General features: G+C 63.3%; 29 protein-coding genes and 1 other RNA gene. 17 read left to right on the top strand and 13 right to left on the bottom strand.

Features of this window, described 5'->3' with window-relative positions:
* Positions 1-36 precede the first annotated feature (36 nt).
* Genes ABIB57_RS13505 through ABIB57_RS13490 form a run of 4 tightly spaced genes read left to right on the top strand, consistent with a single transcriptional unit; the run spans position 37 to position 4,831 of the window.
* Positions 37-1,305: a CpaE/TadZ family protein gene (locus ABIB57_RS13505; protein WP_354041501.1), complete on the top strand. Its 1,269-nt coding sequence runs from the start codon at positions 37-39 to the stop codon at positions 1,303-1,305.
* Between the two features lie 40 nt (positions 1,306-1,345).
* Positions 1,346-2,830 (top strand): TadA family conjugal transfer-associated ATPase, encoded by a 1,485-nt coding sequence (locus ABIB57_RS13500; protein WP_354041500.1) that lies wholly within the window; start codon positions 1,346-1,348, stop codon positions 2,828-2,830.
* Between the two features lie 4 nt (positions 2,831-2,834).
* Positions 2,835-3,809: a type II secretion system F family protein gene (locus ABIB57_RS13495; RefSeq protein WP_354041499.1), complete on the top strand. Its 975-nt coding sequence runs from the start codon at positions 2,835-2,837 to the stop codon at positions 3,807-3,809.
* A gap of 23 nt (positions 3,810-3,832) precedes the next feature.
* Positions 3,833-4,831 carry a type II secretion system F family protein gene (locus ABIB57_RS13490; protein WP_354041497.1) on the top strand — a complete coding sequence of 333 codons (999 nt, stop codon included), beginning with the start codon at positions 3,833-3,835 and terminating at the stop codon, positions 4,829-4,831.
* 210 nt (positions 4,832-5,041) lie between these two features.
* Here ABIB57_RS13490 and ABIB57_RS13480 read toward each other — a convergent pair whose 3' ends face one another.
* Positions 5,042-5,806, bottom strand: coding sequence for a tetratricopeptide repeat protein (locus ABIB57_RS13480; RefSeq protein ID WP_354041494.1), 765 nt, complete (start codon positions 5,804-5,806; stop codon positions 5,042-5,044).
* A gap of 164 nt (positions 5,807-5,970) precedes the next feature.
* Here ABIB57_RS13480 and ABIB57_RS13475 point away from each other — a divergent pair, with 164 nt between their 5' ends.
* Positions 5,971-6,894: a bifunctional helix-turn-helix transcriptional regulator/GNAT family N-acetyltransferase gene (locus ABIB57_RS13475; RefSeq protein WP_354041493.1), complete on the top strand. Its 924-nt coding sequence runs from the start codon at positions 5,971-5,973 to the stop codon at positions 6,892-6,894.
* Here ABIB57_RS13475 and ABIB57_RS13470 read toward each other — a convergent pair.
* Both ABIB57_RS13470 and ABIB57_RS13465 read right to left on the bottom strand, forming a co-directional pair.
* Positions 6,888-7,826 (bottom strand): 2-hydroxyacid dehydrogenase, encoded by a 939-nt coding sequence (locus ABIB57_RS13470; RefSeq protein ID WP_354041491.1) that lies wholly within the window; start codon positions 7,824-7,826, stop codon positions 6,888-6,890. The two genes, ABIB57_RS13475 and ABIB57_RS13470, sit on opposite strands and share 7 nt — an antisense overlap.
* A gap of 79 nt (positions 7,827-7,905) precedes the next feature.
* The gene (locus ABIB57_RS13465) at positions 7,906-8,781 is read right to left on the bottom strand and encodes a c-type cytochrome (RefSeq protein WP_354041490.1); all 876 of its coding nucleotides are present in this window, start codon (positions 8,779-8,781) and stop codon (positions 7,906-7,908) included.
* Positions 8,782-9,035: 254 nt separating this feature from the next.
* On the opposite strand from ABIB57_RS13465, the gene ABIB57_RS13460 reads away from it, so the two are divergent.
* The 5 genes from ABIB57_RS13460 (at position 9,036) to recR (ending at position 12,853) form a co-directional block, all read left to right on the top strand.
* Complete coding sequence (locus tag ABIB57_RS13460; protein ID WP_354041488.1) at positions 9,036-9,863, top strand: prephenate dehydratase; 828 nt, start codon at positions 9,036-9,038, stop codon at positions 9,861-9,863.
* 45 nt (positions 9,864-9,908) lie between these two features.
* Positions 9,909-10,004, top strand: an RNA gene (ffs, locus tag ABIB57_RS13455) — signal recognition particle sRNA small type.
* A 54-nt stretch (positions 10,005-10,058) separates the two neighbouring features.
* Entirely contained in the window at positions 10,059-11,798 is a 1,740-nt protein-coding gene (locus tag ABIB57_RS13450) for a DNA polymerase III subunit gamma/tau (protein WP_354041487.1), read from the top strand.
* Positions 11,795-12,118 carry a YbaB/EbfC family nucleoid-associated protein gene (locus ABIB57_RS13445; protein WP_354041486.1) on the top strand — a complete coding sequence of 108 codons (324 nt, stop codon included), beginning with the start codon at positions 11,795-11,797 and terminating at the stop codon, positions 12,116-12,118. Before ABIB57_RS13450 ends, ABIB57_RS13445 begins: the two co-directional genes overlap by 4 nt.
* 141 nt (positions 12,119-12,259) lie before the next feature.
* Positions 12,260-12,853 (top strand): recombination mediator RecR, encoded by a 594-nt coding sequence (recR, locus tag ABIB57_RS13440; protein WP_354041484.1) that lies wholly within the window; start codon positions 12,260-12,262, stop codon positions 12,851-12,853.
* A gap of 28 nt (positions 12,854-12,881) precedes the next feature.
* Here recR and ABIB57_RS13435 read toward each other — a convergent pair whose 3' ends face one another.
* Positions 12,882-13,373: a hypothetical protein gene (locus ABIB57_RS13435; RefSeq protein ID WP_354041483.1), complete on the bottom strand. Its 492-nt coding sequence runs from the start codon at positions 13,371-13,373 to the stop codon at positions 12,882-12,884.
* Between the two features lie 129 nt (positions 13,374-13,502).
* Here ABIB57_RS13435 and ABIB57_RS13430 point away from each other — a divergent pair, with 129 nt between their 5' ends.
* Both ABIB57_RS13430 and ABIB57_RS13425 read left to right on the top strand, forming a co-directional pair.
* On the top strand, positions 13,503-13,718 hold the full coding sequence (locus ABIB57_RS13430; protein WP_354041481.1) for a hypervirulence associated TUDOR domain-containing protein: 216 nt from the start codon (positions 13,503-13,505) through the stop codon (positions 13,716-13,718).
* Positions 13,719-13,783: 65 nt separating this feature from the next.
* The gene (locus tag ABIB57_RS13425; RefSeq protein ID WP_354041480.1) at positions 13,784-14,365 is read left to right on the top strand and encodes a hypothetical protein; all 582 of its coding nucleotides are present in this window, start codon (positions 13,784-13,786) and stop codon (positions 14,363-14,365) included.
* A 4-nt stretch (positions 14,366-14,369) separates the two neighbouring features.
* Here the strand turns inward: ABIB57_RS13425 and ABIB57_RS13420 are convergent, their stop codons facing one another.
* Complete coding sequence (locus ABIB57_RS13420; RefSeq protein WP_354041479.1) at positions 14,370-15,515, bottom strand: DNA recombination protein RmuC; 1,146 nt, start codon at positions 15,513-15,515, stop codon at positions 14,370-14,372.
* A gap of 119 nt (positions 15,516-15,634) precedes the next feature.
* On the opposite strand from ABIB57_RS13420, the gene def reads away from it, so the two are divergent.
* From def to truA, 3 genes are all read left to right on the top strand, one after another.
* The gene (gene def / locus ABIB57_RS13415; RefSeq protein WP_354041478.1) at positions 15,635-16,150 is read left to right on the top strand and encodes a peptide deformylase; all 516 of its coding nucleotides are present in this window, start codon (positions 15,635-15,637) and stop codon (positions 16,148-16,150) included.
* A gap of 135 nt (positions 16,151-16,285) precedes the next feature.
* Entirely contained in the window at positions 16,286-17,206 is a 921-nt protein-coding gene (gene fmt, locus ABIB57_RS13410; RefSeq protein WP_354041476.1) for a methionyl-tRNA formyltransferase, read from the top strand.
* 154 nt (positions 17,207-17,360) lie between these two features.
* Entirely contained in the window at positions 17,361-18,098 is a 738-nt protein-coding gene (truA, locus tag ABIB57_RS13405) for a tRNA pseudouridine(38-40) synthase TruA (RefSeq protein ID WP_354041475.1), read from the top strand.
* Between the two features lie 216 nt (positions 18,099-18,314).
* Here truA and ABIB57_RS13400 read toward each other — a convergent pair whose 3' ends face one another.
* The 8 genes from ABIB57_RS13400 to ABIB57_RS13365 all read right to left on the bottom strand — a co-directional run bounded on the left by ABIB57_RS13400 (position 18,315) and on the right by ABIB57_RS13365 (position 24,123).
* A complete protein-coding gene (locus ABIB57_RS13400; protein ID WP_354041473.1) occupies positions 18,315-18,875 on the bottom strand; it encodes a hypothetical protein in 561 nt (186 codons plus the stop codon).
* A gap of 12 nt (positions 18,876-18,887) precedes the next feature.
* Entirely contained in the window at positions 18,888-19,430 is a 543-nt protein-coding gene (locus ABIB57_RS13395) for a hypothetical protein (protein ID WP_354041472.1), read from the bottom strand.
* The gene (dapE, locus tag ABIB57_RS13390; protein ID WP_354041471.1) at positions 19,427-20,590 is read right to left on the bottom strand and encodes a succinyl-diaminopimelate desuccinylase; all 1,164 of its coding nucleotides are present in this window, start codon (positions 20,588-20,590) and stop codon (positions 19,427-19,429) included. Before dapE ends, ABIB57_RS13395 begins: the two co-directional genes overlap by 4 nt.
* A gap of 21 nt (positions 20,591-20,611) precedes the next feature.
* Complete coding sequence (locus tag ABIB57_RS13385) at positions 20,612-21,148, bottom strand: DUF805 domain-containing protein (RefSeq protein WP_299726838.1); 537 nt, start codon at positions 21,146-21,148, stop codon at positions 20,612-20,614.
* A 144-nt stretch (positions 21,149-21,292) separates the two neighbouring features.
* The gene (locus ABIB57_RS13380) at positions 21,293-21,664 is read right to left on the bottom strand and encodes a DUF805 domain-containing protein (RefSeq protein WP_354041470.1); all 372 of its coding nucleotides are present in this window, start codon (positions 21,662-21,664) and stop codon (positions 21,293-21,295) included.
* Positions 21,665-21,784: 120 nt separating this feature from the next.
* Positions 21,785-22,336 (bottom strand): DUF805 domain-containing protein, encoded by a 552-nt coding sequence (locus ABIB57_RS13375; RefSeq protein ID WP_354041468.1) that lies wholly within the window; start codon positions 22,334-22,336, stop codon positions 21,785-21,787.
* Positions 22,337-22,364: 28 nt separating this feature from the next.
* On the bottom strand, positions 22,365-23,207 hold the full coding sequence (gene dapD, locus ABIB57_RS13370; protein ID WP_354041467.1) for a 2,3,4,5-tetrahydropyridine-2,6-dicarboxylate N-succinyltransferase: 843 nt from the start codon (positions 23,205-23,207) through the stop codon (positions 22,365-22,367).
* A gap of 22 nt (positions 23,208-23,229) precedes the next feature.
* A complete protein-coding gene (locus tag ABIB57_RS13365) occupies positions 23,230-24,123 on the bottom strand; it encodes a DUF817 domain-containing protein (RefSeq protein WP_354041466.1) in 894 nt (297 codons plus the stop codon).
* A gap of 111 nt (positions 24,124-24,234) precedes the next feature.
* Here ABIB57_RS13365 and ABIB57_RS13360 point away from each other — a divergent pair, with 111 nt between their 5' ends.
* Both ABIB57_RS13360 and ABIB57_RS13355 read left to right on the top strand, forming a co-directional pair.
* A complete protein-coding gene (locus tag ABIB57_RS13360; RefSeq protein WP_299726823.1) occupies positions 24,235-25,092 on the top strand; it encodes an LOG family protein in 858 nt (285 codons plus the stop codon).
* Positions 25,093-25,123: 31 nt separating this feature from the next.
* Positions 25,124-25,513 (top strand): GFA family protein, encoded by a 390-nt coding sequence (locus ABIB57_RS13355; RefSeq protein WP_354041464.1) that lies wholly within the window; start codon positions 25,124-25,126, stop codon positions 25,511-25,513.
* Positions 25,514-25,515: the final 2 nt, after the last annotated feature.

Here is a 25,515-nt window from a genome sequence, read left to right as displayed (position 1 = left end):
GCTCCGGGCAACCGGTATCAAGGAGAATAGGTTGTCATGAGTTTTCTCAACCCCGAGCCCAAAACGGTCGAAGAGCCGGCGGCGGAAATCGCTGGCGGCGCCCGGCTGATCCCGCGCATCACCATCCAGGCCTTTTGCGAGCATTCCCAGACCGCCCAACTGGTGGAAAGCGCCATCCATGACCGCCGCATGTCCAAGGTCGCGCTGACCACGCATAATGGCGGCCTCGATGGGGCCATCGAAACCTACAAGTCCAACCCGACGCCCAACCTCATCATGGTGGAAACCACCCTGCCACCCGGCGAGATTCCCGGGGCGCTGGCCCGCCTGGCCGAGGTCTGCGATGCCTCGACGCGCCTGATCCTGCTCGGCCACGTCAATGACGTGATGCTGTATCGCGAGCTGATCCGCGGCGGCGTCTCCGAATATATCGTGCTGCCCGCTTCCGCCCAGTCGATCGTCACCGCCATCACCGAGCTCTTCGCCTCCGAAAACGCGGCTCCCATCGGGCGCACGGTCGGCTTTGTGTCGGCCAAGGGGGGCGCCGGCTCGTCCACCGTCGCGCACAACGTGGCTTGGGCCATCTCGCAGTCGCTGCGCCAGGATGCACTGATCCTCGACATGGACCTGGCCTTTGGCACGGCCGGGCTGAATTTCAACCAGGATCCGCCGCATGGCCTCGCAGACGCGCTGAACGTCAACCAGAAGCTCGACCAGACCATGCTCGATCGCCTGATGAGCAAGGCCGCCAACCATATCAACCTGCTGACCGCGCCGGTCACGCTTGACCGCACCTATGATTTCGAGGAGCGCGATTTCGAGCAGATCGTCGAGCTGAGCCAGACCGCCATCCCTGTCGTGGTGCTGGATATTCCCCATGCGTGGAACTCGTGGATCCGCCATACCCTGGCGACTATCGACGAAGTGGTGATCGTGGCCGAGCCGGATCTGGCCAACCTGCGCAATGCCAAGAACCTGGCCGATACCATCAAGGCTTTGCGCCCGGCCGAAACGGCACCAAACCTGATCATCAACAAGTTCGGTCTGCCGCGCCGTCCCGAAATCAGCGCCAACGAGTTCGCCTCATCGATCGAATGCCGCCTGCTGGGCACCATCCCGTTCGACGCGGCTCTGTTCGGCACGGCGGCCAATAACGGGCAGATGATTGCCGAGGTTTCCGCCAACAACAAGATCAACGACATCTACCGCGCGGTCGGCCTGCATGTGACGGGCCGCCAGGCGGTGCAATCGGCGGGCAGGGGCTCGTCCCTCAAAATGTCATCCTTATTCAAGAAACGGGCCTGATCGGACTTTCTGACCCCGGCACGTTGAAACGGTAGAACTCATGTTTGGCAAGCGCACATCATTTGGCGGCAATACCCCCGGGGTCGCGGAGGTCGCGCGTCCGATCGCCAGTCCCGCGCGTACCGCTGAACCCGTCCGCCGGGCCAGCGACAACGACAGCGCCGCCGCGCGCCTGCGCAACAATGACGAAGTGGTCGACGTTCGTTCCCCGGTCGATGCGCAGCGCGACAAGGACTATTTCGCCACCAAGTCGGCGATCTTCAACGCGCTGATCGACTCCATCGATCTGAGCCAGCTCGCCACCATGGACCAGGACGCGGCGCGCGAGGAAATCCGCGACATCGTCGCCGAAATCATCGCGCTCAAATCCATCATCATGTCGATCTCCGAGCAGGAAGACCTGCTGGAGGACATCTGCAACGACGTGCTGGGTTATGGCCCGCTGGAGCCGCTGCTTGCCCGTGACGACATCTCCGACATCATGGTGAATGGGTCGCAGAAGTGCTACATCGAAGTCGCCGGCCGGGTGAAGCTCACCAATGTGCGCTTCCGCGACGACGCCCACCTGATGAATGTGTGCCAGCGCATCGTGTCCCAGGTCGGCCGCCGCGTCGATGAAAGCTCCCCCATTTGCGACGCCCGCTTGCCTGACGGCAGCCGCGTCAACGTCATCGCTCCGCCGCTCGCCATCGATGGCGCTGCACTTACCATTCGTAAGTTCAAGAAGGACAAGCTGACGCTCCAGCAACTGGTCAAATACGGCTCGATCTCGCCCGAAGGGGCCGAGGTGCTGCGTATCCTGGGCCGGGTGCGCGCCAATGTGCTGATATCGGGCGGTACCGGCTCAGGCAAGACCACGCTGCTCAACTGCATGACCGCCTTCATCGAAAAAGACGAGCGCGTCATCACCTGCGAAGACTCCGCCGAATTGCAATTGCAGCAGCCGCACGTGGTGCGCCTCGAAACCCGCCCGCCCAATCTTGAGGGCGAAGGCGAAATCACCATGCGCGACCTGATCAAGAATTGCCTGCGTATGCGCCCCGAACGCATCATCGTGGGCGAAGTGCGCGGACCCGAGAGCTTCGATCTGCTCCAGGCCATGAACACCGGCCATGACGGCTCGATGGGCACGCTGCACGCCAACAGCCCGCGCGAAGCCCTCAGCCGCCTTGAATCCATGATCACCATGGGCGGCTATGCGCTGCCCAGCCGCACCATTCGCGAAATGATCTGCTCGTCCATCGACGTGGTGGTCCAGGCCGCCCGCCTGCGCGACGGCTCGCGCCGCATCACCCACATCACCGAAGTGCTCGGCATGGAAGGCGACGTGATCGTCACCCAGGACGTGTTCCTCTACGACATCATGGGCGAAGACAGCTCAGGCATGCTGATGGGCCGCCACCGCTCCACCGGCATCACCAAGCCGCAATTCACCGAGCGCGCCAAATATTTCAACGAAGAAGCTAACCTGGTCGAGGCATTGGAAAAGTCCAATACCGAGCACCGCGAACTGCTGGATTCGTGAGGCCATGAGCCCTCTTCTCCTCGCCCTCCTGGCCATGATCGCCATCGGCGCCGCCGGCTTTGCGCTCGTTCCCAACCTGCTGGGCGGCAGCCGCGCCGACAAGCGCCGCAAGGCGTTCCAGGGCGATATCCAGGTCAACCGGCGCGAGATGGACGCCGCCAAGGTCCGCGAATCCCGTCGCAAAAACGTGCAGCAGGCGCTCAAGTCGCAGACCGACGCCCTCAATGCCAAAAAGCGCGTGCCGCTGCCGGCGCTGCTGTTTCAGGCCAACATGACGCTGACCCCGGCCAAGTTCATCCGCAACAGCGTTATTTTTGGCGTGGTGCTGTTGGTCATCCTGTTCATCGTGCAGGTGCCGATCTATTTCGCCGCCATCTTCGCGGTGGCCGGCGCTTACCTGCTGCCGCGCATGTGGATCAATCGCAAGCGCAAGAAGTATCAGAACCAGTTCCTAGACGAGTTGCCCAATGCGGTCGAAGCCATCGTGCGCGGCGTCAAGACCGGCCTGCCGCTCAACGATTCCATTCGCGCGGTGGCCAAGGATGCCAAGGAGCCGGTGAAATCCGAGTTTGCCCGCATCCTTGACCAGCAGGCCTTCGGCATGTCAATGACCGAGGCCGTCTCGGTGTTGCTCGACCGCGTGCCGCTGCCCGAGGTCAATTTCTTCGTCGTCGTCATCACCGTGCAGCAGCAGGCCGGTGGCAATCTCAGCGAAGCCTTGGGGAACCTGGCGCGCGTGCTGCGCGACCGCAAGAAGATGAAGATGAAGATCAAGGCCATGTCGTCCGAAGCCAAGGCCTCGGCGATGATCATCGGCTCACTGCCCTTCGTGGTCGGAGGCCTGGTGTCTGCGACCTCGCCGCTCTATCTGCAGCCGTTCTGGACCACCCAGCTCGGCATGATCTGGGCCGGCGTGGGTGCCTTCATGCTGTGCCTTGGTATTTTCGTGATGACCAAGATGGTTCAATTCGACTTTTAGTCCGGCAGAAGCGTGAGCCCGTCATGAACTTTATCGATCTGCTGACCTCGCGGGACTTCCTGATTTCGGTGCTGGCCGCCATCTCGGCCGGCGCCGTGGTGTTCACCTTCGGCACCTCGTTCCTGACCAAGACCGAAATGCGTACCCGCATCAAGCGCGTCGCGCTGGAACGCGACAAGCTGCGCGCCGAGGAAATGGCTCGCCTGCGCGGCGGTGGCGCGTCCGATGCTCGCGGCACGATGCGCCGCCCGGCCGAAACCAAGACCTATATGAAGAACATCGTCGAGCGCTTCGACCTCAAGAAGGCGTTCCAGGACCACGCCACCGTCGACAAGCTGGCCATGTCCGGCTTTCGCGGGCAGGGGCACCTGACCACGTTCCTGTTTCTGCGCTTCGTCACCCCGCTTATCATTTTCGTGCTGGTGACGGGGTATCTGTTCCTGGCGCCCGGCGGGCGGCCAGCCTATCTCAATGTGGTCTACGGCTTTGGCGCGGGCCTGCTCGGCTCCTATCTGCCCGTCGTCCTGTTGAAGAATTCGACGGTCAAGCGGCAGAAGTCGATCAAGCGCGCCTGGCCCGATTGCCTCGATCTGATGCTGCTTTGCGTGGAGTCCGGCATGTCGGTGGAACACGCCATCAAGCGGGTGGCCAAGGAGATCGGCGGCCAAAGCGCTGAACTTGCCGAAGAGCTGACACTGACCAATGCTGAGCTGTCGTTCCTCGAAGATCGCAGCCGCGCCTATGAAAACCTTGGACGCCGCACCGGGCTGGACAGTGTGCGCGCGGTGATGTCGGCGCTGATCCAGGCCGATCGCTACGGCACCTCGGTTGGCCAGGCGCTGCGCGTCATGGCCGAGGAAAGCCGCGAAGCCCGCATGATGGAGGCCGAAAAGAAGGCCGCGTCGTTGCCACCCAAGATGACTGTGCCGCTGATCCTGTTCTTCCTGCCGGTCCTGTTCATCGTCATCATCGCACCCGCCCTGATCAAGGTGTTCGCCATTCAGGGCAATCCGATAGGGTAATTCCTGACCGATCAGTCTGGCGGCACTGCCATCGCCATCCAGGCCCATAGCGGCGATGTCGAAGCGGTGGCCGAGACGGTGGCTGATGTGCCGCATGGGCAAGGATAAGGACATGAGGTGGCCAGCTTCGTGGCCTATCTGGTGGGGCCGGAATCCGGCTTCACCACCGGCTCTGCCCTGACCATTGAGGGCCGTTACCTAACCTGACATTCAGCTTTTGGGGATGGCGTCCCAGCGGTTCTGCTGGGTCAGCAGCGAGCGCACATAGGCCATGTTGGCCTCGACCTGGTCGGGCGGCAGTTCGGCCGCATAGATTGCCCGGCACTCGTCGAACCGCCCCTGCAGGCCCAGCACCAGAGCCAGGTTCTGCCGGATCTGGCTTGTCGCGCCGCGCATGCTCACGGCACGGCGCAGATGCTGCTCGGCCGAGGTCAGGTCATTGGTCATGGCGAAGCTGAGGCCAAAATTGGCTTCGACCGACGCCTCACCGGGGGCGAGCGCCAAGGCCTGGCCATAGAGTTGCCGCGCTTCGGGGCTGCGGCCCATCTGGTCGAGAATGGCGCCCTTGACCGAGAGCGCATTCCAGTCCGGCGCGTCGGGCCGGATCGAGCGGTCCATCACCGCCAATGCCTGCTCGAACTGCCCCTCGGCCGTCAGGGCCTTGGCATAGGCGACGCTGATTTCGACATCGTTGGGATAGCGCGCCATGCTCACCTGGAGCACCGCGACGGCCTGGCCGCTTTGGCCCTGGGCGCGCAAGGCGGCGGCAAAATTGATGGCAATGTTGCGGTCGTCGGGATTGGATTTGTAGCGGGCGCTCAGTTCTGCAAGGCTCTGCTGGCTTTGTGCGCGCGGCTGGCCGGAATAATCGGGCGAAACCGTGCTGTTCATCGCGCAGCCCGCCATCGCCACGGCGGCAACGCCGGCAAGCAGCAAAATGCGGACGGATCTGGCAAAACCGGGGGCAGGCAACACGGTGACGCACTCCACTCGGCAAGCTCGCGCCGACGTCCCAGCAATAAAACATTAACCCTAACGCGCCGTTAAAACCGGCCCGCGCCGTGGGCTGGCATCTTCCCATATAGTTGACTTTAACAACTAAATAATTGACTGTGTCAAACATCACCGCGAGACAGATCATGACCATTTCCGACGACATTGCCGCGATGCGGGCGTTCAACCGGTTTTACACCCGCATTATCGGCCTGCTCGAAGAGGGTATGCACCACAGCCCCTATGCCCTCAGCGAAGCGCGCGTAGTCCATGAAATCGGCAAGCGCAACGCCACCACGGCAAGCGAACTGTGCGAGGCTTTGGCGATGGACCGGGGTCAGATGAGCCGTCTGGTTTGGCGCCTCAGCGATCTGGGTCTGCTGGCGAGCCTTCCCGGCGCCGACAAGCGCTCCAACACCTTGGCGCTGACCCCGCAGGGCGACACGGTCTATAGCGACCTCAACGCCGCCAGCGATACTGATGCGGAAAACCTGCTGACGCCGCTCGATCCGCTTGGCCGGATCGATCTGGTTACCGCCATGCGCCGCATCGAGGCCATTCTGGCCGGGCCGGCGCCGGGCGGCACACTGACCCTGCGGCCTCCCCGCATTGGCGAAATCGGTCAGTTGATCGCACGGCAGGGCCTGCTCTATCACCTCGAACAGGGCTGGAACCGCGAGTTCGAACTGCTGATTACCCGCATCTATGCCGAATTCGATGCCGCGCCCGACCCCGCCACTAAGGCGCTGTGGGTGGCCGACTATGCAGGCGAACTAGCCGGTTCCATCTTTGTGCTGCCGGCCCCAGACGACGAGCGCACCGCCCAGTTGCGCATGCTCTATGTCGAGCCGGCCTTTCGCGGGCTGGGGATCGGCAGGGCGCTGGTGGATGAAGTGGTGCGCTTCAGCCGCGCTGCCGGCTATCGCCGCATCATCCTGTGGACCCAGGATTGCCTGGCCCCAGCGCGCCGCATCTATCTGGGGGCTGGGTTCGAGCTGATCGAAGAGGAAAAGCACCATTCTTTTGGCGCGGACCTCAACGGGCAATATTGGGCGCTGGACCTTCAATAGCCCCGGCTGCGATCCACCACGTTGATCAGCGGCTTGCCCGCCTCATGCGCCTTGATGATCGCCGCGTAATAGGCCACCCCGGCTTCCTCGTTCGAAATCGCCGCGATATGGGGCGTGATGTAGCAATTGGGGATATCCCAGAGCGGGCTATCGGCTGGCAGGGGTTCCACCTCGAACACGTCAAGGCTGGCCGCGCCCAGCGTGCCATCGCCGAGGGCCCGGACGATATCAGCCTCGCGCTGATGCCCGCCGCGCGCCGGATTGACGAGCACCGGCCCGCCATCGAGCCCGCCGCGCCGTAGCTTGCCGAAGGTATCGGCGTTCAAAATGCCCGCTGTGTCCGGAGTCAACGGCAGCAGGTTGACCAGGATATCGGTGCCGGCCAGGAACGCGTCAAAGCTCTCGGCTCCGGCAAAACCCTCAACGCCGTCGATCGCCTTGGGCGTCCGGCTCCAGCTCCGCACGGTAAACCCCAGCGGCAACAGCCGTCGCGCGGCGTCCTGCCCCAAAACGCCCATGCCCATGATGCCGACGACGGTCTGCGACGCGGCCGGTGGATAAAGCTGCACCCAGCGCCGCGCCGCCTGATCGGCCTGGAACCGCGTGTGGAGGCGGTGATGCATGGTTACATGCGCCACCACATAATCGCTCATCCGCTGGCTCAGGTCCTCATCGACGAAGCGCACCACCGGTGCATCCGGCAGGTGCGGATGCTTGAGCAGCGCATCGACGCCCGCACCAAGCGACAGGATGGCCGTGAGGTTATCCAGACCATCGAACGCGTCAGGCTTGGGCTTCCACACGAAAATATAGCGCACGGCCTTGGGATCGTAACCGTCGCCGCGCCGCACGACGGGGTAGGGGGCCAGCGCCGCACGAAATTTTTCGGCCCAGCTCGCCTCGTCGACATCGCTCAAATGCAGCAGCAGCATCGTGGTCTCCCCCGTTCAAACAAATCGAGCCGCACCCGGGGGCGCGGCTCGCAAAACAGTATGCCGTCCCGACCAGGCCTTACGGCGTGGCAGGGGCCGCAGCGGGAGCCGGTGTGGCCGCCGGGGCAGGTGTCGCAGCAGGCGCTGCCGGAGCAGGCGTTGCGGCAGGCGCCGCCGGAGCAGGCGTCGCGGCGGGAGCTGGCGTCGCTTCAGTGGTCGCTGGAGCAGGCGCAGCCCCGGTGGTGCCACTGGTGGTGGCAGTACCTTCGACCTGCGTTTCGCTCTGGGTCGCAGTGGGCGTTGCCGTAGCGTCGGCCGGAGTGGCCGCTGCTGGCTCGGCGCCGGTTGCCGGGGCGGTCGCATCAGCGGGTGCCGCCGGGGCGTCGGCTGCGGGAGCGGCAGCGTCGGCAGTCGGGAACGGCACCGGCGTGGCCGACAGCGTCTGCAGATAGGCCAGGATGTCGGCCCGTTCTTCCGGCGATTTGACGCCGGAGAAGTTCATCTTGGTGCCTTCGACATAGGCCTTGGGCGCGGTGATGAAGGTGTTGATATTCTCATAGGTCCAGATATCGCCTTCGGCGTTATGGGCCTTCATGCCATCCGAATAGGCGAAATCGGCGATGCTGCCTTCGGGACGACCGACGACGCCATACAGATGCGGACCCTGCTTGCTGGGCTCACCCTCGCCGAAATTGTGGCACGACTGGCACTTGCGCACGGCGGCCTGGCCGCGCGTGGCGTCGGCGCTGGCCAGCAGCGTCGCCAGTGGCACTGCCGCTACAGCCGGGGCGCCAGCTTCGGCGGCAACAACCGGCTCAGGCTCGGGCAGGGCATAGCCCGGCCCAACGTCTTCACGCGGTGCATAAATGGCTTCGGCAACGAAGCCGACGCCCATCACGAACAACAGGGTGCCGAGGACGGCGCCGATGATCTTGTTAAATTCGAACGAATCCATTTGGTCTCTCTGCCAGTCCATCCCCTGCGGACGATGCGCCAATCCCGCTAAACTTTCGATTCCGCAAGCGAAATCGCCTCAACAACGGGCTAAGCGCGCGCGGAAGATAGTATCTAGGAACGCCCCGCGCAACAGCCCTTTCCTGCCTGCGACAATTCCCCACCGCCGATTAGCCCTGCTCCGGCAGGCGCGCTCAATTGACTCGCTATCCAGCCGGGTTCAAAAGCCTGCCCATCAGATCAGGATGCGTGTGAATGACCTACAAGATTGCCTTCCAGGGTGAGCCCGGTGCCTTCAGCCATGCCGCCACCAATAATGTGTTCCCCGGACAGGAAGCGATCGGCTGCGTCACCTTCGAGGAGACGATTGCGGCGGTGCAGACCGGCAAGACCGATTTCGCCGTCGTCCCGGTGGAAAATTCGCTCTACGGCCGCATCACCGATATTCATCACCTGCTGCCCAATAGCGGTCTCTATATCGTTGGCGAAACCTACCTGCGCGTCGAGATGACCCTGCTGGCCGTTCCTGGCGCAATCCTCGACGACGTCAAATCGGTGCAATCGCTCTCGGTCGCCCTGGGCCAGTGCCGCAAGTTCATCGCCGAGCACGGCTTCCGCACCATCAATTCCGTCGACACAGCCGGCTCTGCTCGCGAAGTCTCGCAAAAGGCCGACAAATCCGTCGCCGCCATCGCCTCGCGCTTTGCCGGTGAACTTTATGGCCTCAACGTACTGGCCGAAAATATCGAAGACGCCGCCCACAACACCACGCGCTTCCTCGTGCTGTCGCGCGAAAAGACCGAGGCCGCCCCGGCTCCCGGCGTCAAGACCACCTTCGTCTTCCGCGTCCGCAACGTGCCCGCCGCGCTCTATAAAGCCATGGGCGGCTTTGCCACCAATGGCGTCAACATGACCAAGCTGGAAAGCTACATGGTGGGCGGCGCCTTCACCGCCACGCAGTTTTACGCCGATATCGAAGGCCATCCCAGCGACCTCAGCGTCCAGCACGCGTTCGAGGAATTGGGTTTCTTCACGGACCAGTTTCACGTCCTGGGCGTCTATCCGTCGGCGAACACGAAGTAGCGCCGCCCTCTTGCCTTCGCCGCATTTCTCTCACATATAGCCGTTGGGAGGTTGGCGCGGACGTGTTCCTCGCCAACCGGGTCAGGTCCGGAAGGAAGCAGCCCCAACGAGACCTTCACGGGTCGATGCCAGCCTCCTACTATGCTCCGATGACAGTGAGCAGATTCACCCCCACAGTGGTCGCGAAAGGGCAATATGGCTTCGCCTGACACGCCATCGTCGCCCTATCTGGTCCTGGCGCGCAAATACCGCCCGGTCAGCTTTTCCACGCTGATCGGCCAGGATGCCATGGTCCAGACGCTGGGCAATGCGTTCAAGCAGAACCGCATCCACCACGCCTTCATCCTCACCGGCGTGCGCGGCGTGGGGAAAACCACGACGGCCCGCATTTTGGCCCGTGCCTTCAATTATGAGGACGCGTCCGGCAAGCACCCGACGCTGGATCTCGATGTCGAAGGCATCCATTGCCGCGCCATCATCGAAGGTCGTCATGTCGACGTCATCGAAATGGACGCCGCCTCCAATACCGGCATCGGCGACATTCGCGAGATCATCGACTCGGTCAAATACGCCCCGGCCTCCGCGCCCTACAAAGTCTACATCATCGACGAAGTGCACATGCTCTCGACGGCGGCCTTCAATGGCCTGCTGAAGACGCTCGAAGAGCCGCCGCCCTATGTGAAGTTCATCTTCGCCACCACCGAGATCCGTAAGGTGCCGGTCACCATCCTCAGCCGCTGCCAGCGCTTCGACCTGCGCCGGGTGACGCCGGATGTGATGACCCATCACCTGGAGGACCTGCTGGCCAAGGAGGGCATTCCCTCCGAGCCCGAGGCCTTGGCCATGATCGTGCGCGCCGGCGAAGGTTCGGTGCGCGACAATCAGTCCCTGCTCGACCAGGCGATCGCCCATGGCGACGGCGCCGTCACTGCGCCCACCGTCAAGGCCATGCTCGGTCTCGGCGACCGCGCGCGGATCATCGACCTGTTCGAGGACCTGCTCGGAGGCCGCATCGGGGACGCGCTCGACACCATGCGCGCCCTCTACGATGCCGGCGCCGATCCGCAGACGCTGGTGGCCGATCTGGCCGATTTCACCCACCTGGTCACTCGCATCAAGGTCGTGCCGGCCGCTGCCGACGACGTGTCGCTGACCCCCGACGAGCGCAATCGTGGTGCCGATCTGGCCGGCAAGCTGCCGATGCGCGCGCTGACCCGCGCCTGGCAAATCCTGTTCAAGGGCTATGACGAGGTCGCCCGTGCCGGCAACGCCATCCAGGCCGCCGAAATGGTGCTGATCCGCCTGGCCTATGCCGCCGATCTGCCAAGCCCCGACGATGTGATCGCAAAACTGTCCAATCAGCCGGCTCCGGCTTTGCCGCAGATGGCCCCATTGCCGCCGCGAGGGCCTTCGGGTGGCTCCTCGGCCATGCGGCAGGAAGCTCCCCAGCAGCAGCAAGCGCCCGCGATTTCAGCGCCCGCGCCGCAGCCCGCCGTGCCTTCCGCCTTGGCGCGCATCGAATCCTATGCCGAGCTGATCGCTTTGGCGGGTGCCAAGCGCGACATCGTGCTCAAGATCGCGCTCGAATCCACCATGCGGCCGGTTTCGTTTGGCCAGGGCAGCATAGAAGTCGCCCTGGTGGACGGCACCGATCCGGGCATTATCGCCACGCTCTCGGCGCGGCTTCAGGCCTGGACCGGCGAACGTTGGCTGGTCAACGTCTCCAACAAGGCGCCCGAGGGCAAGACCGTCCGCGAGGAGCGTGTTGCCCGCGAAAAGGCCGCCCATGACCAGGCCCATGAAGACCCGCTGGTGCAGGCCATTCTTGAAACATTTCCGGGCGCCAAGGTGGTCAATGTCAAGCTGCGTGACGACGCTGTAGTCGTGGCGCCCGAAACCGTGGCCCCGCCAGAACCTGAAGAGGACGACGAATGAAAGATCTCATGGGCATGATGAAGGCCGCCGGCGAGATGAAGGCCAAGATGGAAACCATGCAGGCCGAACTGGCCGACATGGTCATCGAAGGGCGCTCGGGCGGTGGCCTGGTCACCGTCTCGTTGTCCGGCAAGGGCGATATGAAGAGCCTCAAGATCGATCCGTCCCTGTTCAAGGAAGACGATATCGGCGTGCTGGAGGATTTGATCCTGGCCGCGCATAACGATGCCAAGAGCAAGGTCGAGGCCGAAACCCAGTCCCGCATGGCTGAAGTGACCGCGGGATTGCCGATCCCACCGGGCATGAAGCTGCCGTTTTAATCCGCCGCCTTCCTTCTCCCCTCGTGGGAGAAGGTGCCCTGTAGGGGCGGATGAGGGGGTTCTTCCCACCGTCCCGCCCCCTCATCCGGCGCTGCGCGCCACCTTCTCCCACAAGGGGGGAAGGGAAGCAGAGAATTGGAAATGGCCGGCGGACCCGAAATCGAGCAGCTGATCCAACTCCTGTCCCGCCTGCCGGGGCTGGGGCCGCGTTCGGCTCGCCGCGCGGTGCTGCATCTGATCAAGAAGAAGGATCAGTTGATGATCCCGCTTTCGGCTGCGCTGGACCGGGCAGTGCTTGCCGTGCGTGTCTGCGAAACCTGCGGCAATGTCGATACCCAGAGCCCCTGCGCCATCTGCGCCGATCCGCGCCGCGCCGAAACCGGCATGCTGATCGTGGTCGAGGATGTTGCGGACCTGTGGGCGCTCGAGCGCGCCGGCGTCGGCGCCGTACGTTATCATGTGCTGGGGGGCGTACTGTCCCCGCTGGACGGCGTTGGCCCCGACGATCTTTCCATCGATCAATTACTGGCTCGCGCGCCGCACTATCGCGAGATCGTGCTGGCTGTGAATGCGACCGTCGAAGGCCAGACCACGGCCCATTACATCACCGATCGCCTCGGTCCCGACGGCCCAAAAATAACCCGCCTCGCCCACGGTGTTCCCGTGGGCGGCGAGCTGGACTATCTCGATGAAGGCACGCTGAGCCAGGCGCTCAAGGCGCGCACGCAGATTTAGGCCGCCAGCACTCTGCGAAAAAGTGGGACTAGTGCACGCCGCGCTCGGGCTTGAAGTCGTCGCCGTCGTCCCACTCTGTCTCGTCGAGGATGCCCGGCTCTTCGTCCTCGTCATCGAGATAAACGTCCTCGTCGGGGCCCTCGATCGCCTCGCGCGCCTCGACATCGTCAGGTGATAGGCTTTCGATATGCGCTTCCTGCTCCAGCGCTGGCGCCAGATTGGCGTAATCGTTGGTGTCGTTGGCATTATCTTCGTCGGTGGTCAGGGCGCCGATGGCACGATCCACCTCGCCAAGCAGTGCCGCCGGGTCCTCGTCGCCCCAATCGGCGCTTTCGCGCCCGGCCAGCTCGCTGCGGATTTCGCGCAGCCGCTCCAGGCGCTCTTCCACGGGGCGGTCATCGCCGAACAGCAGTTCCTCGATTTCGGCCTGGCTATAGGGCTGCGAAATGCCGGGCTGGTCGGCGTTATCGAAGTTGGTTTCCTGCGGCATCATGCTGCCGTGACTATGAGTTTGGCTCATGCTGGTCATCCCTCGCTGTTGAGCTATCGAACAGACAGAACGCCCCAGACCGCCCGAAGGTCTCAAAATACTTGGCCGCGGAACCAAGGCGCGGCCCAAAAGTTGGTCCCCATCAACCCGGAGCACACCATGGCCAACCTGCGCAAAGGCTCAAACGTCAGCTGGACCTGGGGCGAACACCAAGCCCATGGCAAGATCGTCGACCGCTTCACCGCCCGGGTGACGCGGACGCTGCAGGGCACCAAAGTGGTGCGTGAGGCCAGCAAGGATGAGCCCGCCTACCTGATCGAACAGCCCGATGGCGCCAAGGTCATCAAGTCTGCCAGCGAGCTTCGCGCCAACTGATCGCGTTCAGCCACAGTTCACGCGCCAAAGCCCAAATGCAGCCACCACTGCAATTGGGATTTGTCATGCCGGGCCGTACGATCTGGATATCTGCTATCGCAGCGATGCTCTTGCCGCTGTTATCAGCACCGAGTTTCGCCGACGAGCCGTTTCGACTGTTTGGTTGTAGCGTCAGGGATTCGGAAAGTGACTTCATCTCGCTCTATGGCGTGGAGCAGGACGACGGCACCTGGACCAGGCTGCAATTCCTCATTGCGAAAAACGGGATTATCGCCGCACTGGTCCCGGGCCAACCGCTGGCTGGCTCGGGACCGTTCTATTTCTCCAATTCGGATGGTCCAGAAGGCTATTACGCGCAGGTCCGCTTCAACTGGGATGGGCGCGGTTATCTCCTGCATATGCTTGATATTCCGCCGGCGCCGGGCCAGGACGATGATATGGGCGGCCGCTGGGCCGGCTTACAGATCACGGAGCCGACCGGCGCCAGCTATGATCTGCCGTGCGGGGAGACCGACGAATATATCGGCTATATGGCCCGAGCGATGAATTGCGACATGACCAACCGCTACGGTGCCGCCGGCTGCGATTTTGACGCGCGCCCCGAGCGTGCCGCCGACGATAAATTGCCCGAGGGCTTTGCGCCCTAGGCTCTTATTCGCCGGCCAGCCGCTGCAGCTCTTCGAAATCCATCTCGTCGATCCTCTTGCTGCGGCCGGTCACTTTGCCCGTCGATATCAGGATTTCGCCGATATCGTCATTGGCCTGGCGGAAATGGGTCTGCAGCTTCTTCACCCGCTCATCCAGCCGGCCCACATCGGCCAGCAGCTCGCGCACTTCTTTCTGGATCAAATGGGCCTGTTCGCGCATTCGCACATCGCGCAGCAGCGCCTGGATCACCTGGATCGACAGCATCAGCAGCGCCGGCGACACGATTACCACCCGCGCCCGGCTGGCGCGTTGCACCACATCCTCGAAATGCTCGTGAATATCGGCAAAGATCGACTCCGATGGCACGAACATGAACGCCGTGTCCTGCGTCTCGCCGGGGATCAGGTATTTTTCCGAGATTGCCCGCACATGCACGGCGATATCCTGCTTGAAGCCGCTCTGTGCCGCCCGCAACACCTCGGGATTGTCCGCCGAGGCAATCCGCTGCCAGCTTTCCAGCGGAAACTTGGCATCGATGACCAGGCTCGGCGCGCCATTGGGCATGATAATCAGGCAGTCTGGCCGGTAGCCGTTCGACAGCGTCGACTGAAACGAATAGGCGTTCGGCGCGAGGCCGTCGCCGACAATCGCCTCCATCCGCCCTTGCCCGAAGGCGCCGCGCGTCTGCTTGTTGGACAGAATCGATTGCAGCGACACGATCTCGCTCGAGAGCGACGTCATCGTCGACTGCGCCCTGTCGATCACCGCCAGCCGCTCATGCAGCTTGTTGAGCCCCTCGTCGGTCTTGGCGCGGGTCTCCTGCAACGCCTGCCCGACGCGCTGGCTGGTCGAATCCAGCCGGTCGTTGACCATCTGGCTCAACTCGGCCGTGCGCGAGCCGAACATCTCGGACATCGACTGCACGCGCCCGGTCATTTCCGACTGCACTTGCATCAGCCCGGCGATATGACGTTCCATGGCGGCCGAGCGATCCAGCGCCTCCTGGGCTTCCTGCGCCCGCGCTGCGCCGGCTCGTATCGCCGCAATCAGCATGATGACCAGCAACAGCCCGATCAGCCCGACGCCCCCCGCAATGGCATAGCCGAGCGTGACCGCGAAATCCCCGAGCGCAAACAGCACAGTTTCCATCAGACCATCCATAGAGCGATTCGCCTGTTCGCGGAATGTTCCAGTTTAGGCCGGCGACGGTTGACCGCGCGGCGGAAAATACCATATCGAGAGGCAACACCCCATTTGGACGCTCCTTCATGGCTATCCGCCCTATTCTCGTTTTGCCTGATGCGCGCCTGCGCGCCGTTGCCGATCCCATCGAGGCGGTCGACGACGATATCAAGGCCCTCGCCAAGGACATGCTCGACACCATGTACGATGCGCCCGGCATTGGCCTGGCCGCGCCGCAGATCGGCGTGATGAAGCGCATCGTCGTCATGGATCTCGCCAAGGAAGGCGAGAAGCCCGAGCCGATGGTGCTGATCAACCCTGAAATCACCAAATTCTCCGACGTGGTGCAGACCACCGAGGAGGGGTGCCTGTCGATTCCCGAGCTCTATTACGACGTCGAGCGGCCCGATGCCGTCACTGTCAAATATACCGATCTGGATGGCAACGAGGTCATCAAGGACGCCGAGGGCAAGCTGGCAGTCTGCATCCAGCACGAACTCGATCACCTCGATGGCGTACTCTATATCGATTATCTGTCACGCCTGAAGCGCGACCGCGTCATCAAGAAATTCGACAAAGCCGCCAAGCGCGCTGCGGGGTAGAGCTTTACTTTTCTTCTCCCCGTCGGGGAGAAGGTGGCGCGCAGCGCCGGATGAGGGTGTCTGCCCTGAAATCCCCCTCACCCGCCCTTCGGGCACCCTCTCCCCGACGGGGAGAGGAATAGATCGGAGCCCCCTATGCGCATTGTCTTCATGGGTACGCCCGATTTCTCCGTCCCTACCTTGCTCGAGATCATCTCGTCCGGCCACGAAGTCGTGGCGGTCTATACCCGGGCGCCAAAGCCTGCCGGCCGCGGCCAGTCCGAGCGCAAGTCGCCGGTGCATCTGGCGGCCGAAGCCGCTGGCATTCCGGTCCTCACGCCGCGCTCGCTCAAGGGTGCCGACGAACAGGGTGTGTTCGCGTTGCACGATGCCGACCTGGGGATCGTCGTGGCCTATGGCCTGCTGCTGCCCAAGCCTATCCTCGATGCACCGCGTCTCGGCTGCCTCAACCTGCACGGTTCGCTCCTGCCGCGCTGGCGTGGCGCCGCGCCGATCCAGCGCGCAATCATGGCCGGCGACGCGCAGACCGGCGTCATGGTCATGCAGATGGACGAGGGCCTCGATACCGGCCCGGTTGCGCTGGGCGAAGTCATCCCGATCGCCCCCGATATGACCGCCGGCGAGCTGCATGACGCCATGATGCGCATCGGCGCCGACTTGATGGGCCGCGCACTGGCAGCGCTCGATCGCGGCAGCCTGGATTTCAAGCCGCAGCCCGACGAGGGGGCGGTCTACGCCAAGAAGATCGAGAAGGTCGAGGCCCGCATCGACTGGAACCAGTCAGCAGAGGCCGTCCACAATCACATTCGCGGCCTGTCGCCGTTTCCCGGCGCCTGGTTCGAGCTGGAACTGGCGGGTAAGCCGGTGCGGGTCAAGGCTTTGCGCTCGACGCTGGGAGCCGGCTCAGGCGCTCCCGGCACGTTGCTGCCCGATTTGACCATCGCCTGCGCCACGGGCGCTGTCCGGCTGGTGCAGATCCAGCGCGAAGGCAAGACCCCGATGGATGCGGCAACGTTTCTGCGTGGGGCAGGGGCCCTGCCCGGAACAGTGTCATGATCAGAGGTGTTACTACAGTCTCGATCGGTCCCTTCCCCCTTGAGGGGAGGGCTAGGGTGGGGGTGTCGAAGCTCGCGCGCGCTCGATGTCCGACACTCCCACCCCTAACCCCTCCCCTCAAGGGGGAGGGGAAGACACGCCCGGTGTCCGCCTGATGCCCCGCTATCGCGTCACCGTGGAGTATGACGGAACGCCCTTCAACGGCTGGCAGCGCCAGCCCCATAGCCCATCCGTGCAGCAGGCGCTCGAAACCGCGATTCAAAACTTCTCTGGCGAGACCGTCACCACCCAGGCAGCCGGCCGCACCGACACCGGCGTGCATGCGCTCGGCCAGGTGGCTCATTTCGATCTTGTCCGCGAGTGGGACCCGTTCCGCATTCGCGAGGCGCTGAATTTCCACCTGCGGCCCAACCCGGTGGCGATCATCGAGGCGGAGGCGGTCCCGGATACCTTCGAGGCGCGCTTCTCGGCCAAGGCGCGGCATTACGAGTATCGCATCCTCAATCGGCGTGCTCCGGCGGTGATCGAAGCCAATCACGTCTGGCACCTGCCGATGGACCTCGACGCCGAGCCGATGCACGCCGCCGCCCAACTCATCCTGGGCACGCACGATTTCACCACCTTCCGCGCTGCCGAATGCCAGGCCAAGTCGCCCATCCGAACGCTCGATCGCTTCGATGTCCGGCGCGAGGCCGACCACATCGTCATCACCGCCAGCGCTCGCAGCTTCCTGCATCATCAGGTGCGCTCGCTCGTTGGCTCGCTCAAAATGGTGGGTGAAGGGAAATGGCGCCCCGCCGATTTCCGTGCCGCGCTCGACGCGAAGGATCGCCGGCGCTGCGGCGCCCTGGCCCCGTCGCGGGGGCTCTATCTCATGAAGGTGGATTACTAAGCAGCCGCTGTGTTTCGGTAACGCACTGAGCACCGACCCTCACCTTCCTTCCCGCGGACTTGATCCGCGGGCCTCCATCAGCATGGCACAAGCGGCGGGTGGCCCGCGGGTCAAGCCCGCGGGAGGTGGGAGGGGGATGGGAATATTGGGATAGGAAGAACGGCAGTTGGGGATGCGAAAACCGTTGTTGGAAACGGATCGCGCCAATGCCGAACGCTAGACGCCTGGCATCGCCACCATGCCGCCCAGCAATAGCAGGCCAATGCCCGACCCGACCAGCTGGGCCACGATGAACATGGCGATCTGCAGCGGCGGCAGGGTGACGATCAGCCGGGCAATGTTGATCTCGACGATGATCACCACGATGCCGATGGCGATGATCACCACGTCGGCCGGCAGGCCCGATAGCAATAGTCCCAGCGACAGGATCGAGGTGAAGAACGTCGCCCAGTTGTCAGCCACGAGGAACGGCACGAAGCCGTCCAGCCGCCCCATCTGCCGCAGCACCAGGTAAGATACTGCAAACTGGATCACGAACAGCATCCCGCCCAGGATCACCGCCTGCGTCGCGGCGCCGGGAGCGCTCGGCACGCCAAAAAGCTGCGGACCGAAAGCGCCCAGGGCGCTGGCGACCACGAAGGCGATGAACGAGCCGATCAACCCGCGCTGGCTGAAATCGAAATGGGTGGGCGCCTGCCGGTTGCCGGTGAGCAGGGCAAAGCAGCCACGCGCCGCATCCACCAGCTCATCGAGAAAGGTCGAGGAATTCTGAGACAAAAGGCAACTCGATCAGATGGGGGAAGCGGCAGGATTGTTCAGCATGTAGAGCGTCAACGGCATGCCGACAAGCAGGACGACGGTTAAAACCGCAAATGCCAGGGCCACGCCGATCGACCAGGTGCCCGCGGCGCGGCCCAGGCTATAGAGCAGGAACACCAGGCCCAGCAGCACGATGGGCACTGTCTCGATGCTGATCGCCGCCAGCACCGACCCTGCGACCAGGTAGAACACCATGCCGTAAATCCCCGGCACCAGCACGCGCAGCAGCGGCACGTCGGACTTGACCGCCAGCTTGGTCACCACGATGCCGATCAGCAGCGCCACCAGCCCCAGCGACTGCACTAACAGGTTGGCGAGCAGCCCTGGCAAGGACGGCATGCCGCCCTGCACCGACCCCATGGCGATGGCCAGAAAGGCGAACAGGAAAAAGATTACCAGCGCCTTGGCCAGTGCGCCGAACGAAAAGCCGAATCGGTCCTGCCAGCCCGGCCGTAGCCGCACGATATCGACCCAGCCCAGCCATGCGTCGCGCAGCGCTGCCCAGAGTTTCATGTCGTGTGCCCAAAAAACCGCGTCATGAAGGCCGCGTAGATCGCGGTCAATCCGGTGACGTCGGCGATCAGCACATGCTCGTCGGCCTTGTGCATCGAGGGGCCGACCAGCCCGCATTCCACCACAGTGCCATACTGCGCCACGAAGCGCGCGTCCGAGGTGCCGCCGCCGGTCGAGAGGCTTGGCCGGCGCCCGGTCATTTCAAAAATGATGTCGCCCAGCGTATCCACGGCGGGTCCCAGTGGCGACAGGAACGACAGCGACGGCACCCCGGCCACCGCGAACGTCACCTTGACCTGGCCTGCATCCACCGTGGCGATCCGCCCACGGACCCAGTCGGCCAGTGTCTGCGGCGACCACAGGTCATTGTAGCGGATGTTGAACTTGAGCGTGCCCCTGGCGGGGATCACATTGCCGGTCGGGTTGCCGACATCGATCGAAGTCACTTCCAGATTGCTGGCCGGAAAATGCGCCGTGCCCTTATCGATGGTCTCCCCGCTCAGCGCCGTCACGATGGCGGCGAGCACCGGGAGCGGATTATTGGCTTTCTCGGGATAGGCCACATGCCCCTGCATGCCCTCGACCGTCACCACCCCGCTCAGCGATCCGCGCCGGCCGATCTTGATGCTGTCGCCCAGTTCGGCGGCCGAACTCGGCTCGCCCACAATGGCAAAATCGAAAGTGTGCCCCTGCGCCTTGGCCCAGGCCAGCAGCTTTTCGGTGCCGTTGACGCCGTCGGCTTCCTCGTCGTTGGTGATGGCCAGCATGATGGTGCCGGCCTGGGTGGGAATCTGCGCCGCCGCGGCCACGAATGCTGCCACTCCACTCTTCATGTCGGCCGCGCCACGTCCGTAAATCTTGCCGTCGGCCTCGCGCGGCACGAACGGGTCGCTGGTCCAGTTCGCCAGGTCGCCGGGCGGCACCACATCGGTATGGCCTGCGAACAACAGGCGTCTGCCGCCGCCGTTGCGGATCGCGAACAGGTTGTCGACCGGATAGGAGCCATCGCCCTCAAAGCGCAGCCGCGTCACCTCAAAGCCCAGCGTGGTCAGCGCGCCTTCGAGCACAGCCAGCACGCCTGCATCCTCGGGCGTCACCGAGGGGCAGGCCATCATGGCTTTGAGCAGGGGGACGGGATCGCCCGTGGAAATATCAGTCACTGTCATCCCGTCCTTGTTGTCTTAAGCCGCTGGAGCCCAGGTCCCGCCCGCCGGATCGGCGCCATAGGAGTTGTTGCCCACCGTGCCGCGCAGAAAACCCAGCACGATCAGGATATAGATGGCGAAAGCCGCAAGGGCTAGCGACAGCAATGCCAGTCCGCCCAGGATCGGCCCGATCATCGAGGTTACGGCTGCGGCGTCGACCGGAGCGGCCGACTGAGGTGTGACCACACCCAGCAGCGTGAGCACGAAGCCCAGGCCAAACCAGATTTGAAAATCGATGCCACTCTTGTCCCGGTCATGCCGGCGCTTGATCGACAGGCAATATGACGGATAGGCCAGCAGCACGAAGACGACCAGGTTGCCCAGTGGATTGAGCCCTGCGCTGGCTGTCGTCACATTCTGCTCGCGCACATACGTCGTCGCGCCAAGCCCGACCAGCGAGAAGATGATGGTCAGCACAATGCCCGCTACAAACAAACCGATTACGCCAAGCCACCAGGTCTTGCGCGAAACGCGCCCGTCGCGCGTCAGGTAGACCGACCGTATCCAATCCATTTTTCCCCCAGAAGCCACAATGCCGAACCCCTCGCCGGCATCCTCAGCATAGGTGAATCGCCCTGCGCTCGCCAGCAGCACAAAGCAACGCGCCCACCCCGGTCTCCGGGATGGGCGGCTGGCAGGTCAGTTCGGCTGAGGCGATCAGGCGGCGACGGTGCCGCCGAGCGGGTTCTGGCCATACTGGTTGGCCGCAGGTTCGCCTTCCTTGATGCCCAGCATGTAGATCAGGTAGATCGCGCCGAGCAGCGGGATCAGGGCCACCAGCGTCCACCAGCCGGACTTGGACTGGTCGTGCCAGCGCTTGGCGTAGAGTGCTACGGCCGGATAGATCAGGATCAGCGAACCGATAGTCGCCAGGTACTGCAGCGGCCCAAAGATCATGCCCAGAATAGAGCCGAGAATGGCCAGGACGATATTGGCGCCGATCAGCAGCAGAACGCCGGCCCAGAAAGGCTCGCGATTGATACGGCCGTCGAAGCTCGTGAACAGATACTTCCAGTCTTGATTGAACATGTGTGTCCCCAAATCTTGATGAAGCGGCCCTCAAACTGCCGCGGTACTCGGTATCGGGAGTATTCCCGCCCCTGTCCGTCTTCTATGGATAAGAAAATGAACGCTCAATGACTAGCCGGTTCAGTCTGTCAGGGGCCTAGCCGGCGATTCCCCTCCCAATGGATCCGCCCCATGAACATTGGAGCCAGGACGCCCCGAAAGGCAACCCAGAACGACGAACAGATAAAGTCCATACAATGAAAACAAGCCGTTGGCCGCATCCAGCCATCGCTCCTGGCTCGGAACCACCACGCCCTGGCCAAGATCAACCATCGCGAAACCAACGCCGAACACGGCAGGCAGGCTGATCAGTCCCCAAGCCACCAGGTAGCCCAAGACGTCCCAGCCCCCCTTATCGCGGTCATGCTGGCGCTTCACACCCAGGCAATACAGCGGATAGGCGGTAATTCCCAACAGGATCAGCGACCCCGAGCCAAAGGCACGGATCAGGTTCAAGATGCCGGTGCCAAAGGTGGCGCTCGTCGGGGCGCCCAGGCTTGCCATCATGGGCCAGGCCACCGCACTGAGCCAAACGAGGCCCAGCACGACGCCGATTACCGCCAAGCCGATCATGCCGCGCCACCATTGCCCACGGGCAATACGGCCCCGGGTCGAAAAATACAGCGAAATCATCATCCCCCCTGATGATTGGCAGCGTGGTTCAGTCGCGCAGCAGCTCGTTGATGCCGGTCTTGCTGCGCGTCTGTGCATCGACGGTCTTGACGATCACGGCACAGTAAAGCGACGGCCCCCAATTGTGCCCCGGCATCGGCTTGCCCGGTAGCGAGCCCGACACCACCACCGAATAAGGCGGCACCTTGCCGATATGGATTTCGCCCGTTGCCCGGTCGACGATCTTGGTGGAGGCGCCGAGGAACACGCCCATCGAGATCACCGAGCCTTCGCCCACCACGACGCCTTCGACCACTTCGGAGCGCGCGCCGATAAAGCAATTGTCCTCGATGATGACCGGCCCGGCCTGCAGCGGCTCCAGCACGCCCCCAATGCCGACGCCACCCGACACATGCACGTTCTTGCCGATCTGCGCGCAGGACCCGATGGTGACCCAGGTATCCACCATGGTGTTCTCACCCACATAGGCGCCCAGATTGACCAAGCTGGGCATCAGGATCACGCCCTTGGCGATATGGGCCGAGCGGCGCACCACGGCGCCCGGCACGGCGCGGAAGCCTGCCTCACGGAACGTGTTCTCATCCCAGCCCTCGAACTTGGTCGGAACCTTGTCCCAATAGGACGAGCCGCCTGGTCCGCCGGGGATCATCACGTTCTCATTGAGCCGGAAGCTGAGCAGCACGGCCTTCTTGAGCCACTGGTTGACCTGCCAGGTGCCATCGATCTTTTCGGCGACGCGGGCCTTGCCGCTATCGAGCAGCGCCAGCGCTTCCTCGACTGCCTCGCGAACTGCGCCCCTGGTGGCGGAGTTGACCTCGGCGCGCGCCTCGAAAGCGTCGTTGATGGTCTGGGCGAGATCGGTATGCGACATGGCGACACTTTCGGTGGGGGCGTTATGTGCTGGGGACATTACCCACCAAAGGTGTGGTGTCAATTGTGCGCGCAAGCGGCTGCGGCCGGTGCACCGCGGTCACGAGGACCACCGAAATCGTCATCAACAGATACCACGACCCCAGCTTCTCCCATGAAACCAGCGCCCAGCCGTCCTGCTGGTTCGGATAGATCCAGGCATGCGACCAGGTGCCGATGTTTTCGGCGATCCAGATGAACAGCGCCACCAGGAGGAAGGCCAGCAGGATCGGCATCGAGAACCGATAGCGGAGCACTCGATAATGCATCCAGGTCCGCCCATAGAGCAGGGCCAGCGCGCCGAACAGCACCCAGCGCAGGTCCACCATATAATGGTGCGAGAAAAAGTTGATATAGATTGCCCCGGCCAGCACTGCCGTCATCCAGAAAGGCGGATAATGCGCAAAACGGATGTCGAAAATTCGCAGGATGCGCGCCATGTAGGAGCCCACGCAGGCATACATGAAGCCTGAAAACAGCGGCACGCCGGCAATGCGAAACAGCGCCTCTTCGGGGTAGAGCCACGAGCCGGCCCCAGTCTTGAACAGCTCCATCGCGGTCCCCACCACGTGGAAGATGAGGATGACCTTGGCTTCGTCCAGCGTTTCCAGCTTGAACGCCAGCATGCCGGCCTGGATCAGGCAGGCGGCCACGAACCATAAGTCGTAGCGCGCCAGCCCGATGCCGTCCGGCCACCACAGCCGCGTCAGCAGCATCATGGCCAGCATCAGCCCGCCGAACAGGCAGGCCCACCCCTGCTTGATGCCGAACACCAGAAATTCCACCAGCGCACCGGCCGGCCCGCTCTGCGGCAGCATGGCCAGCACGCGATGCGCCGCGGCATCGATCCGTGCTTCCACACTTGTGAATTGCCCCATCCCCGTTACCCTTGCCCCTCGGTCGCCGCGCCGTTATGCCGTTCACAAGATCTCGGAATTGTGGCGCAACTGATTTGCTCCCCGCTAATCCGCGCGACCCGGAGAGCCGCCTTGGCCAAAGCCCCACCGACCCCGTTACGCACTGCCGGCCAGGACGTCGCCGCCGCCAAGCGCGCCCCGCAGACACCCCAGACCGAGTCGCCGGCCTTTCGCCTGGCCTATGCGGATGCCGAATTTCTCGAGGCCGACGAAACCCGCGGCATTCGCTTCCAGCTTGAATATCTCAAGACCCAGACGCGCCTGAACGAGGCTGGGATCAATTCCACCGTCGTGCTGTTCGGTGGCGCCCGCATTCCCGAGCCCGGCAAGCCCGCCTGGGCCGCCAAGAACGATGTGCAGAAGGCCAATCTGGAAAAGGCCTCGCGCTATTACGACGAGGCCCGGCGCTTCGCCCAATTGGCCGCGCTGACCTCCAAGTCGCTCGGCTTCAAGGATTATGTCGTCGTCACCGGCGGCGGCCCGGGCGTCATGGAGGCCGGCAATCGTGGTGCCAGCGATATCGGCGCCCCCTCCATCGGGCTCAATATCGTGCTGCCGCACGAGCAGGCGCCCAATCACTACGTCACCCCCGCGCTGAGCTTCAATTTCCACTATTTCGCCACCCGGAAAATCCACTTCCTGCTGCGCGCCCGCGCCGTGGCGGTCTTTCCCGGCGGCTTCGGCACGCTCGACGAGTTCTTCGAAACCCTGACCCTGATCCAGACCGGCCGTATGGAGCGCATCCCGCTGCTGCTGTTCGGCGCCGAATTCTGGGGCAAGGTCATCAATTTCGAGGCCCTCGCCGAAGCCGGTACCATCGCCCCTACCGACCCCAGCCTGTTCAGCATCGTCGACAGCGCCGAAGAAGGCTGGGACGTGATCCGCCAGTTTTACGACCTGCCCGACGTGGGCGACGCGCCGGGCTGGTGAGCGAGTTTGCGGCCTGTCTGAGGAGCAAAAAATGACAGTCGAAGTCGTCCGAACCGGGGGATGCCTGTGCGGAGCGGTCAGATATGAGGTGCGAGGCGAGCCCTACATTTCCGGGCTCTGCCACTGCACGATCTGTCGCAAGCTGACCGGATCTTCTTTCTCGGCGACGGCCAACTGGCATCGATCCCAATTTCATATGACGGGCGAACTGCAGACCTACGAACACCGGTCTTTTTGCCCGACCTGCGGTTCGCGCCTATTCTATTTGTTCGATGAGGGTCTGGAAGTATTCCTTGGCCCTCTGGACACCGCACCAAACGATATCAAGCCGATGCTCGAAGTCTGGACAGTTCGCCGGGAGCACTGGCTTCCCCCTGTTTCAGGGGCAATTTCATACCATGACAATCCGCCAAAAATTTAGGT

It is taken from the genome of Devosia sp. UYZn731 (genome assembly GCF_040546795.1).
Lineage (GTDB): Bacteria > Pseudomonadota > Alphaproteobacteria > Rhizobiales > Devosiaceae > Devosia.
The sequence above is the reverse complement of the archived record's forward strand: the minus strand, read 5'-3'. Positions and strand labels throughout refer to the sequence as shown.

What these genes read in the sequence shown, in the direction of transcription:
- ABIB57_RS13505 (WP_354041501.1), top strand. Translation starts at nt 37, where the DNA reads ATGAGTTTTCTCAACCCCGAGCCCAAAACGGTCGAAGAGCCGGCGGCG.
- dapD (WP_354041467.1), bottom strand. Translation starts at nt 23,207, where the DNA reads ATGTCGCATACCGATCTCGCCCAGACCATCAACGACGCTTTCGAGGCG.
- truA (WP_354041475.1), top strand. Translation starts at nt 17,361, where the DNA reads ATGCCCCGCTATCGCGTCACCGTGGAGTATGACGGAACGCCCTTCAAC.
- ABIB57_RS13380 (WP_354041470.1), bottom strand. Translation starts at nt 21,664, where the DNA reads ATGTTCAATCAAGACTGGAAGTATCTGTTCACGAGCTTCGACGGCCGT.
- ABIB57_RS13375 (WP_354041468.1), bottom strand. Translation starts at nt 22,336, where the DNA reads ATGATTTCGCTGTATTTTTCGACCCGGGGCCGTATTGCCCGTGGGCAA.
- ABIB57_RS13355 (WP_354041464.1), top strand. Translation starts at nt 25,124, where the DNA reads ATGACAGTCGAAGTCGTCCGAACCGGGGGATGCCTGTGCGGAGCGGTC.
- ABIB57_RS13430 (WP_354041481.1), top strand. Translation starts at nt 13,503, where the DNA reads ATGGCCAACCTGCGCAAAGGCTCAAACGTCAGCTGGACCTGGGGCGAA.
- ABIB57_RS13460 (WP_354041488.1), top strand. Translation starts at nt 9,036, where the DNA reads ATGACCTACAAGATTGCCTTCCAGGGTGAGCCCGGTGCCTTCAGCCAT.
- ABIB57_RS13490 (WP_354041497.1), top strand. Translation starts at nt 3,833, where the DNA reads ATGAACTTTATCGATCTGCTGACCTCGCGGGACTTCCTGATTTCGGTG.
- ABIB57_RS13500 (WP_354041500.1), top strand. Translation starts at nt 1,346, where the DNA reads ATGTTTGGCAAGCGCACATCATTTGGCGGCAATACCCCCGGGGTCGCG.
- fmt (WP_354041476.1), top strand. Translation starts at nt 16,286, where the DNA reads ATGCGCATTGTCTTCATGGGTACGCCCGATTTCTCCGTCCCTACCTTG.
- ABIB57_RS13385 (WP_299726838.1), bottom strand. Translation starts at nt 21,148, where the DNA reads ATGGATTGGATACGGTCGGTCTACCTGACGCGCGACGGGCGCGTTTCG.
- recR (WP_354041484.1), top strand. Translation starts at nt 12,260, where the DNA reads ATGGCCGGCGGACCCGAAATCGAGCAGCTGATCCAACTCCTGTCCCGC.
- ABIB57_RS13420 (WP_354041479.1), bottom strand. Translation starts at nt 15,515, where the DNA reads ATGGAAACTGTGCTGTTTGCGCTCGGGGATTTCGCGGTCACGCTCGGC.
- ABIB57_RS13365 (WP_354041466.1), bottom strand. Translation starts at nt 24,123, where the DNA reads ATGGGGCAATTCACAAGTGTGGAAGCACGGATCGATGCCGCGGCGCAT.
- ABIB57_RS13395 (WP_354041472.1), bottom strand. Translation starts at nt 19,430, where the DNA reads ATGAAACTCTGGGCAGCGCTGCGCGACGCATGGCTGGGCTGGGTCGAT.
- ABIB57_RS13450 (WP_354041487.1), top strand. Translation starts at nt 10,059, where the DNA reads ATGGCTTCGCCTGACACGCCATCGTCGCCCTATCTGGTCCTGGCGCGC.
- ABIB57_RS13425 (WP_354041480.1), top strand. Translation starts at nt 13,784, where the DNA reads ATGCCGGGCCGTACGATCTGGATATCTGCTATCGCAGCGATGCTCTTG.
- ABIB57_RS13470 (WP_354041491.1), bottom strand. Translation starts at nt 7,826, where the DNA reads ATGCTGCTGCTGCATTTGAGCGATGTCGACGAGGCGAGCTGGGCCGAA.
- ABIB57_RS13475 (WP_354041493.1), top strand. Translation starts at nt 5,971, where the DNA reads ATGACCATTTCCGACGACATTGCCGCGATGCGGGCGTTCAACCGGTTT.
- def (WP_354041478.1), top strand. Translation starts at nt 15,635, where the DNA reads ATGGCTATCCGCCCTATTCTCGTTTTGCCTGATGCGCGCCTGCGCGCC.
- ABIB57_RS13465 (WP_354041490.1), bottom strand. Translation starts at nt 8,781, where the DNA reads ATGGATTCGTTCGAATTTAACAAGATCATCGGCGCCGTCCTCGGCACC.
- ABIB57_RS13495 (WP_354041499.1), top strand. Translation starts at nt 2,835, where the DNA reads ATGAGCCCTCTTCTCCTCGCCCTCCTGGCCATGATCGCCATCGGCGCC.
- ABIB57_RS13445 (WP_354041486.1), top strand. Translation starts at nt 11,795, where the DNA reads ATGAAAGATCTCATGGGCATGATGAAGGCCGCCGGCGAGATGAAGGCC.
- ABIB57_RS13435 (WP_354041483.1), bottom strand. Translation starts at nt 13,373, where the DNA reads ATGAGCCAAACTCATAGTCACGGCAGCATGATGCCGCAGGAAACCAAC.